Below are 9,363 nucleotides of genomic sequence, written 5' to 3'. Positions count from 1 at the left end.
GAGATAAAAGGCGACTGCTAGCTTTTGCTTCCATTATATAGTTATTTCTAATAGTTTAGATCTAAAACAGCACAAATATAATAAACTAACAGAGCATACGCGCAAAAGTCAATTTATTTTATGAAGAGTTCCAAACTTTTCTTTTTTGTATTTTTTTCCCTTTGGACATAGAGGAAAATCTTTTATCGAGATCCGCGATTAACATTCAGTATGACAAATAAATTAAAAGTATACCGAAAGAAAGCAATTTTATATACCTTTGAATAATCATCCTGATTTGGTTTACTTAAAATCATTCAATAATTTATTAACCTAAGCCCAATTCCGAATGAAATTTATTGACAAAGCACTATTAATTATACTCTTCATTTTCATTATATGCTCACACAGTAAGGCACAATCTGTTGCGCCTATAGAACTGAAGGTCATGAGTTTTAACATCTGGCACGGAGGAGGCTCTTCCATTGGTGCAACAGGCAAAGTTTTTGTTGAAAGTCAAGCCGATATAATTGGTATTCAGGAATCAACACACAAAGGGAAAAATACAGCGGTTCATTTGGCTGATAGCCTGGGGTGGCATTCGTACGTTTTCGAAGGGCGAACCATCATTACAAAATATCCGATTGTAGATACCTCGGCAAACAATCACGGAGTAAAAATAAAGATCAATAAAGACCATTTTGTTTGGATGTTCAATGTTCATCTGATGTATTGCCCTTACGAGCCTTACCAACTGAATGGCATAGAGTATTGTGGCGGCCCTATACTCCACTCTGCAGAAGAAGCTATAGCCTCCGCTATCAAATCGAGAGGAAATACTGTAGACTCAAATATTGCCGATATAATAGAAGTTCGGAAAGAGGGTTACCCGATATTTCTCACAGGCGATTTCAACGAGCCCTCTTATCTCGACTGGACAACAAAAGCGGCTGATGCAGGACTATGCAAAACAGCAGTAGAGTGGCCTTCTACAAAGGCATTTTCAGAAAAGGGCGACATGAAAGATTCGTATCGAACATTCTATCCCGATGAAGTGAGAAAGCCGGGACACACCTGGACTACACTGCCTGAAACTACTGCATATAAAGAAGTTCTCGACCGTATCGATTTTGTCCTTTTCTCGGGTGAAAAAATAGAGTTGAAAAATTCTCAGATTGTAGGAGAAGAAAGCCCTCTGAGTGATATCCGATTTAAAAATTATCCTTCAGATCATAGAGCAGTTTTAAGCACTTTTGTACTTAAGTAAGTTGGGCGGGTNNCTTACAGGTGATATGCCCATCATCTTTTTAAAAAGGCGAGAATAGTAATATTATGATCAAAAACCTTTAAACAACTATTATATGACTTCTCGTAGAAATTTTATTAAAAAATCAGCCATAGCCGCTGCAGGTTTATACATTTTCCCATCAAATGTTATCAGCGGATTGGGACATAAAGCCCCTAGTGACAAACTAAATATAGTGGGTGTAGGCGTAGGTGGAAAAGGACATCCTAACCTTGTAGGAATGAATACTGAAAATATAATAGGTCTTTGCGATGTAGACTGGGCTTATTCTAAAAACTGCTTCAATGACTTTCCGAAAGCAAAGCGTTACAAAGACTGGCGGAAGATGTTTGATGAAATAGGTAAAGAGATTGATGGTGTAATGATATCTACCCCCGACCATACACATGCCATCATAGCAGCAACGGCATTAACGATGAACAAACACGTTTACTGCCAGAAGCCATTAACTCACTCAATATACGAAAGCCGTCTGCTAACTCGCTTGGCTGCCAAATATAAGGTAGCTACTCAAATGGGAAATCAGGGAAATTCAGGCGATGGAGTACGTCAGATCTGCGAATGGATATGGAATGGAGAAATCGGCGAAGTCCGTGAAGTGCATGCCTGGACAGACAGACCGATATGGCCGCAAGGCTTACAGCGTCCGAAAGAAATAGTAAAAGTACCTTCAACTTTGGACTGGGACAACTTTATAGGGCCTGCTCCTTTCCGCCCTTACAACCCCGTGTATACTCCTTGGAATTGGCGTGGCTGGTGGGATTTCGGCACGGGAGCTTTTGGCGATATGGCTTGTCATGTGCTCGACCCTATCTACCAAGCGCTAAAACTCGGTTATCCGACCAAGATACAAGGCAGCTCTTCCCTTATCAATACCGAATCTCCGCCTCAGAGCGAACAGGTAGAATTTACATTCCCATCACGAGACAATATGCCTAAAGTAGCAATGCCCGAAGTAAAGGTGTATTGGTATGATGGCGGGCTTTTCCCTCATCGTCCCGATCTGCTCCCCGATGGAACCGATCTTATGAGAGATGGGCTTGGCGGCTGTTTATTCGTAGGCTCGAAAGATACGCTGCTAACTGATTGTGGTGGTTTTAATCCTCGCTTGCTATCGGGACGTACACCGAATGTTCCTCAAACCCTTCGACGTGTTCCGGGTGCTACAGGATATTCTGACTGATATCATGAGCAGGATTGGATCAGGGCTTGTAAAGAATCTGCAGACAGTAGGGTTGAAACATCGAGCAACTTCGGATATGCCGGGCCATTCAACGAAATGGTCTTACTTGGTGTTCTTGCCATACGCTTACAAAGCCTGAATAAAATTTTGAAATGGGATGGAGAGAAAATGAAGTTTACAAATATAGGTGCAAACGAAGAATTAAAAATTGTATCAAAAGATAGCTTCCGTGTAGAAGACGGGCATCCACACTTTGAAAGAGAATATATAACATCAAATGCGCAAGCCACCGCTGCTGAATACATAAAGCATACATATAGAGATGGATGGGCTTTGCCTGCGATGCCTTAAACTTAGATATCAAGAGTATACCAAGGATGATTTAATTCGATAATATTCATATCTTTGGTATACTTTTATATTCTTTCGTACAGGAATATTATACGTACGAATCGAGAAACGCCCAAATTATAACTACTTATTTTTAATACGGAACAACATGAAAAATTTAAAGCTTTTATTATTACTCTTCTCATTATGTTTTATCGGATGTAAAGAAAGGGCAAAACAACCCGAATGGAAAATGGGTATTCAGACATATACATTCCACAAATTCACGCTGATGGAGACACTTGACAAAACAAAAGATCTGGGTATCCACTATGCCGAAGCATTCTTCTCTCAGGCTTTAGGAAAGAATTTTCCTGATACGGCCTATCTGAACTTTGATTTGTCGGAAGAAGCAAAAGCACAGCTGAAAAAGGAATTTAAAGACCGGGATATTACCTTATATGCCTTCGGAGTAGCATCGTATGATACGAATGAAGAATGGGAACGGTTCTTCAGTTTCTCGAAAGACATGGGAGTACATACCGTGACATGTGAACCAAAATTGGAACAACTTGACTTTGTTGAACAACTTGCACTCAAATACAATATCGAAGTAGCCATACATAACCACCCCGAGCCTTCTGTCTATGCAAATCCGGATGTACTTGTAAAAGCCCTCGAAGGACGAAATAAGATAATGGGCGTATGCGCCGATATCGGACACTGGAAAAGGACAGGAAATGATCCTATAGAGGCTCTTAAGAAGCTTGATGGCCGAATAAAGGTTGTACACATGAAAGACCTGAACGAAGCAATGGAGGATACAACATGGGGAACAGGAGTATTGCAAGTAAAAGAAGTAATCAATGAACTGAAAAGACAAAACTTCAACGGGCTTATTTCTACGGAATACGAAAGTTTTGGGGATTCTCAAATAGATGATATCAAGAAAAGTCTTGAATACTTTATACTGAACTCAAAATAGTAGTGACAACGCAAAAGAAACAGTAAGGGTAAAAATAAGAAAAGAGCTGCNNGCAGCTCTTTTCTTATTTTTGTAGTTGTCTCACAAGGATTCGAACCTTGAACGACTGAACCAAAATCAGTTGTGTTACCATTACACCATGAGACAATACCATTTGCTTCAAAAGCAGTGCAAAAGTAGAAGTTTTTTATTAATAAACAAAGCTTTTCGATATGTTTTTGTTGAATTTCTTATAAAAGAAGACTAGTCTCACTGGATTATTGACACAACAACATCCCTAATCATTTCATAGCCAACAAAAAAGAGGCTGCAATGAAATTACAGCCTCTTGCTAAAATATTTTGAATATTTTATCTTCCTTGTTCCAGTCTTAATGTAACTGTAGGTTGGTCGCAAACTTCTGATGGTCCGAAGAACTGGATTGGTCCCGGATATACAAACTCTGTTCCAACAGCCCACTCTTCACGATGTGCAGCAAAATATTGGAATGGTGCTCCATCAAGTTTCACTAAAGCTTTCTGGATTACAGGTTTCATTTCGCCATGACGACGCTCCATGTTCATCATCATTGTTACAGGCACACCTCCGGCAATCCATTCGCTAGCAGGCGCTGTTGTGTTGCGCACAGAAGACATATAACCGGTCTTACCTGCAGCGATAAGAGCAGCAGCAGTGTATCCTAACGAATAACAATAATCTGAATCGTAGTTTGACGGAGTTGCACAACGTCCTTCGTAACCGAAGAAGTGCTCCTGAGCAGCAAACTTACCTTTATATTTACCGGCAGCTTTCATTTCAGCCAGCTTATTACCTACCATTTCAGCTAGTAGCTTTTCTGTTTCGATAAGAGAAACCTGTACGTTTCCGTGAGGGTCACGATCTAAAGTCAACTGACGAGCTACACCCGAAGGCAAGCTTGCGAATATTTTCGCATTTTCGGCAGACAGGTTCTTTTGGATATATGCAAGCTGGTCATCTTTAGGTACAGCATTGAATTCACGTTGGTGATGTGCCAAGAAGTCATTCAATTCTGAAATAAGACCTTTCATTGCAGGAATAAATTCGATAAGGCCTTCAGGAATCAATACTGTTCCGAAGTTATTACCATTTTCTGCACGTTTAGCTACAACATTTGCTATATCTGTAACGATATCATCCAAAGACAATTTTTGAGCTTCTACCTCTTCTGAGATAATACATACGTTTGGTTGTACCTGAAGAGCACATTCCAATGCGATATGAGAAGCAGAACGTCCCATTAGTTTGATAAAGTGCCAGTATTTGCGAGCAGAGTTACAGTCGCGTTGTATATTACCGATAACTTCAGCATATACTTTACATGCTGTGTCGAAACCGAATGAAGTTTCTATCATTTCGTTTTTCAAGTCACCGTCAATAGTTTTCGGACAACCGATTACCTGAACACCTGCATTGATTTCTTTATAGTATTCAGCAAGCACACAAGCATTTGTATTCGAGTCGTCACCACCGATAATAACAAGAGCCTTTATATCTAGTTTTTTCAATATTTCAAGACCTTTGTCAAATTGCTCTTTGCTTTCGAGCTTTGTACGACCAGAACCGATAATATCAAAACCTCCTGTATTACGATATTCATCGATAATGTCGGCTGTAAGTTCTTTATAATCGTGATCAACTAAACCGCCCGGGCCCATTAGGAATCCGAAAAGACGACTGCTGACATTCATATTTTTTATACCATCAAAAAGACCGGCGATAACGTTATGACCACCAGGAGCTTGTCCTCCAGAAAGTATAACTCCTACATTGATAGCAGGTAAGCTTACCTTTTCTGAAGTTTCTACAAACTTGATAGTCGGCATCCCATATGTATTAGGGAATAACTTTTTCACCTCTTCCTGATCTGCTACGGATTGAGTAGCTGCTCCTTCCTCAACTTTTACAGAGCCATACAATGCTTTTGGCATTTTAGGGTTATAAGCAGCTCTTGCAATTTGTAACGCACTTTTTTTCATTTGTTTTTATTGATTATATATAGTTTAATATTCTCATTTTTAAGGCACGCAAATTTCGTCATTTTTTTTGATATATGAAAGAGATTAATTCTCATCAAGGAGGATTTTTACTAACCTCTTCTTATATTTTTACTTATTTTAAATTTTTGATATTTTTTGATGACTTTTTATTACTCTTTTCTACCTTAAAAGTTATTTCATTCGCATGCATATTATTTAGAGGTACCACGACTTTCATTTTGAAAGCACAAACAAAAAAAAAACAGACAACACGAATAGATAATATCACATTTAACCATATTTAACTATATATTTGTAACTTTTTGTCACTGAACACGTCTTATATATAAAGAAACAAAAGTATCTTTGTATAACTAAATAAATAAAGCCATGAACCTAAAAAAATTATTATTATTCGCAGTTCTACTTTTATCATTGAGCATATATGCTAATGATCCGGAAACAGTGATGTTCAGCAATATAGAAACAACTGAAACAGGTTGCGTAAAGGAATTCTTGTTATGTGACAAAAACACCAACGCCCCTTTAACCAAGACGGTTTATAACTATGATGCTACCGGACGTATGCAAGAAAAAGCGACTTACGAATGGGATGGAGCAAAAGGATGGATCGGTGTTCAAAAATATGAATATAGCTACGATAAAAACAATCAGCCAACAGCTCCTACCCTATACAAATGGGACAATAAATCTAGCAACTGGTCAAAAAAATAAAACTCTCCAATAGTCGGAAAAGTGGAAGCCTTGCATAAAATGATGCGAGGCTTTTTTTATTACTTTTCATTTGCTACCTTAACGTAAAAAGATAAAAGTATAAACTTAAAAAAATGACCATAAACGATGTTTTCTCATCTGATGCATCATCATATTTCTGAATAAAAAATGACCTTTTAAAAACTTTTTTGCCTGTTCTATGTTTAAATACTAAAATATAACAGGAGAATGTGACGGTAAGAAAATGAGGAAAACCATTGAAGATTGTACAATCCTAAATTATTAGTACAAAGCCCACAAGACTCAATCGAAGTCTTGGTACAGTAAAAAAGGAGTCGAATAGAGTATTAAAAAAGAGAGAGATCATAAATATGGTCTCTTTTCGTTCATATTAATAATGAATAAATACAACAATACTCTGAATGATATGCTTTTAGAATCAACCATTTAAACAAAATTACCAAATCTCATAACAAAACAATATGGCTCTTGACTTTATTCTTATTACAATCGGAACAGTCCTTGTCATCATCGGGATTATCGGGTGTATTTTACCCGCTTTACCGGGAGTTCCGCTAAATTACATCGCAATTGTTTTGCTACAATTTACCTCCAAAACCAATTTCTCCACAGAATTTCTTGTTGCTTGGGGTATAATTATCATAATCGTTCAACTATTAGATTATTACATTCCTATTTGGGGCACGAAGAAACTGGGCGGAGGGACGTATGGTGTATGGGGAAGTGCTATAGGAATGGTGCTAGGTCTTTTCATCTTTCCTCCCTGGGGTTTTATTATCCTCCCTTTTGTCTGCGCAGTAATAGGNNCATATTGGATAATAAAGAGTTTAGTGTCGCACTGAAGGCGGGCTTTGGCGCCTTTATTGGCTTCTTAGCCGGAATCATAATGAAACTAGTTGTTGCAATTATCCTGTCTTTCTTTTTCTTTAGAGAAGTTGTCAGGTACTTTATCAACAACTAGATATACAATTCAGGTTATAGCTATACTGTCCTACAACTGACACGTTTATCATCCATAATTATTCACGAACCAAATAAACAGAGCCAATAATATAAGACCCGCTGTAATAGCCAAAGCTATTTTAGCAACACTATATGGTCTATCGCCTGTTACACGTCCCGTACGTGCATTCACAAAGAAATGATATAGCTTGTTATTATATGCATAAGACGACATATACACAGGTAACAATATCAACTTGAACTTCACATCGCTAAAGGACATCCTTTTAGAATGTACACGTTGCCTATCACCTCCGATATCTTGACAAATAGCATAGTCAATATCCGACTCCATCTTACTTTTGGCAGCAGCATATCCGGTTTGCATATTTATATTATACTTCTCTGTAATAAAGCCACTAAGAAAGCGATTATCAGCCTCTACCATGTTCATCATATCCCAATTGCTGATCTCAGTCATCACTTGTGTTGTGATAATCTTGGATGCAGGAATCATAACATCGTCGAAGAACAAAGATATATGTCCGCTAACATCACTCCAACGTGTGCGTGTCTCGGTACGACGATTTTTACCGACTCCTACCGTGGTGGTATAATCATCTCCTCGTTCGCCAGTATAATCCGTCTCGGTCTGAGCATCGTAAGTCCAACAAGGAATATAAACACCCTGTTGCCTACGATCGTACAAAGCCCTCGACTTTAATTTATTTGGAGCAAACCATCGTCTGGATATCCAAACAGACATATAGCTCCCGATCTCATTATCAGAAATCTTGAATGGCAACAAGTACGATGGCTGAACAAGGCGTTCCTCGTAGGCATCGGACTCAATAAGCGGTGTTGCACAATAAGGACACTCCACAGACTTCATGCTTTCGTCGAAGGTAGATTCTGCACCGCAAGTACGGCAACTGATTACTTTTGTCGCTTTAGTGCTTAGAGTCTCAGCCTGCTCTGCATACGTATCAAAATCAAGTTCCTGTACGTCATCAACCTTTTTACTATTGATGGGAGTATCCATCCCACAATAATCGCAGTGAAGAAAATCTGTTCCCGGTTTGTATTTAAGAGCAGCACCACATTGCGGACATTGATATGTGTCGCTACCATTCAATGTAATTTGAACGTTATCTGCCATATCCTAATCTTGTTTTGGCAGAGGAGGAGGTGTCATTGTCCAAAGGTCTTGCAAGTCCGGCTGATTTCCTGCCGGAACCCAATCTGCCAATCCGCTTTTCCAAACCAAAGTATCACGGGTCAGTGTATTGCTCTTTGACAGCTCTACTAATGCAGCCTTATCAAAAGGACCTGCTTGCTGTCCGTTCACAGCTACGTAGTAAGATGCTGCACCCGGAAGTGGTGGTGGCACAGCTTGTCCCGAAGCGCTCTGGTTAGCTTGATGTGTCTGNNCCCATACCTGCACCAAGCCCGACTCCCATACCGGCCGTACCCGAAGGGTTTTCGGCAGCCGCTTCCATAGCCTTTGCAGCCTTCATTTTGGTCAGTTTATCTAAATCTATTTTATCAAGGCGGCTAAGTTCGAATATCTCTTTCTTCACCTCATCAGGCATAGAAATATTCTCTATCAGAAATTTGGTTACATCCATACCGTATGCACCAAAATCATCCTTCATATATCCGAATATAACATCCGAAAGTTCATTCAGATTAGCGGCATACGATTCTATCGGCAAATTTGACTCTGCTGCTGCATCCGAAAAGCGGGTAACAATAATACTCTTTAGTTGTTCTTTGATATTATCGGTAGTAAAGGTCTGATTGGTTCCAACGATCTCCCTAATAAACACAGGGGCATCGGTGATCTTGAATGAGTACATCCCAAATGCCCTTATTTCAACCATTC

Annotated in this window: 8 protein-coding genes, 1 tRNA gene and 1 pseudogene; 5 read left to right on the top strand and 5 right to left on the bottom strand. The window is 39.1% G+C overall.

The genetic code is table 11. The features are described 5' to 3' along the window. The first annotated feature begins 328 nt into the window (after positions 1–328). The 3 genes and pseudogenes from B3P17_RS09340 to B3P17_RS09330 all read left to right on the top strand — a co-directional run bounded on the left by B3P17_RS09340 (position 329) and on the right by B3P17_RS09330 (position 3,783). Positions 329–1,246, top strand: a complete 918-nt coding sequence (locus B3P17_RS09340; RefSeq protein ID WP_291105256.1) for an endonuclease/exonuclease/phosphatase family protein — start codon at positions 329–331, stop codon at positions 1,244–1,246. A gap of 94 nt (positions 1,247–1,340) precedes the next feature. Next, positions 1,341–2,819 (top strand): annotated as a pseudogene (locus B3P17_RS09335) (Gfo/Idh/MocA family protein). A 148-nt stretch (positions 2,820–2,967) separates the two neighbouring features. Continuing rightward, positions 2,968–3,783, top strand: a complete 816-nt coding sequence (locus tag B3P17_RS09330) for a sugar phosphate isomerase/epimerase family protein (RefSeq protein ID WP_252636742.1) — start codon at positions 2,968–2,970, stop codon at positions 3,781–3,783. A gap of 76 nt (positions 3,784–3,859) precedes the next feature. Here the strand turns inward: B3P17_RS09330 and B3P17_RS09325 are convergent. Further along, positions 3,860–3,930 (bottom strand) — tRNA-Gln (locus tag B3P17_RS09325). A gap of 203 nt (positions 3,931–4,133) precedes the next feature. After that, entirely contained in the window at positions 4,134–5,780 is a 1,647-nt protein-coding gene (locus B3P17_RS09320; RefSeq protein ID WP_252636743.1) for a diphosphate--fructose-6-phosphate 1-phosphotransferase, read from the bottom strand. A 390-nt stretch (positions 5,781–6,170) separates the two neighbouring features. Here B3P17_RS09320 and B3P17_RS09315 point away from each other — a divergent pair, with 390 nt between their 5' ends. After that, positions 6,171–6,515 (top strand): DUF3836 domain-containing protein, encoded by a 345-nt coding sequence (locus tag B3P17_RS09315; protein ID WP_252636744.1) that lies wholly within the window; start codon positions 6,171–6,173, stop codon positions 6,513–6,515. Positions 6,516–6,997: 482 nt separating this feature from the next. After that, positions 6,998–7,378, top strand: coding sequence for a DUF456 domain-containing protein (locus tag B3P17_RS09310; RefSeq protein ID WP_349681157.1), 381 nt, complete (start codon positions 6,998–7,000; stop codon positions 7,376–7,378). A 167-nt stretch (positions 7,379–7,545) separates the two neighbouring features. Here the strand turns inward: B3P17_RS09310 and B3P17_RS09305 are convergent, their stop codons facing one another. From B3P17_RS09305 to B3P17_RS09295, 3 genes are read right to left on the bottom strand one after another with little or no spacing between them, the layout of a single operon-like run. Further along, positions 7,546–8,637, bottom strand: coding sequence for a hypothetical protein (locus tag B3P17_RS09305; protein ID WP_252636748.1), 1,092 nt, complete (start codon positions 8,635–8,637; stop codon positions 7,546–7,548). Between the two features lie 3 nt (positions 8,638–8,640). Next, complete coding sequence (locus B3P17_RS09300) at positions 8,641–8,868, bottom strand: DUF4339 domain-containing protein (protein ID WP_291105248.1); 228 nt, start codon at positions 8,866–8,868, stop codon at positions 8,641–8,643. A gap of 22 nt (positions 8,869–8,890) precedes the next feature. Further along, positions 8,891–9,337 (bottom strand): SPFH domain-containing protein, encoded by a 447-nt coding sequence (locus B3P17_RS09295; protein WP_422653392.1) that lies wholly within the window; start codon positions 9,335–9,337, stop codon positions 8,891–8,893. Positions 9,338–9,363: the final 26 nt, after the last annotated feature.

The organism is Dysgonomonas sp. UBA7630 (assembly GCF_002483985.1).
Taxonomy (GTDB): domain Bacteria; phylum Bacteroidota; class Bacteroidia; order Bacteroidales; family Dysgonomonadaceae; genus Dysgonomonas.
Note: the sequence above shows the minus strand (reverse complement) of the source record. Positions and strands in the feature narration are given on the sequence as shown.

What these genes read in the sequence shown, in the direction of transcription:
- B3P17_RS09320 (WP_252636743.1), bottom strand. Translation starts at nt 5,780, where the DNA reads ATGAAAAAAAGTGCGTTACAAATTGCAAGAGCTGCTTATAACCCTAAA.
- B3P17_RS09330 (WP_252636742.1), top strand. Translation starts at nt 2,968, where the DNA reads ATGAAAAATTTAAAGCTTTTATTATTACTCTTCTCATTATGTTTTATC.
- B3P17_RS09315 (WP_252636744.1), top strand. Translation starts at nt 6,171, where the DNA reads ATGAACCTAAAAAAATTATTATTATTCGCAGTTCTACTTTTATCATTG.
- B3P17_RS09305 (WP_252636748.1), bottom strand. Translation starts at nt 8,637, where the DNA reads ATGGCAGATAACGTTCAAATTACATTGAATGGTAGCGACACATATCAA.
- B3P17_RS09340 (WP_291105256.1), top strand. Translation starts at nt 329, where the DNA reads ATGAAATTTATTGACAAAGCACTATTAATTATACTCTTCATTTTCATT.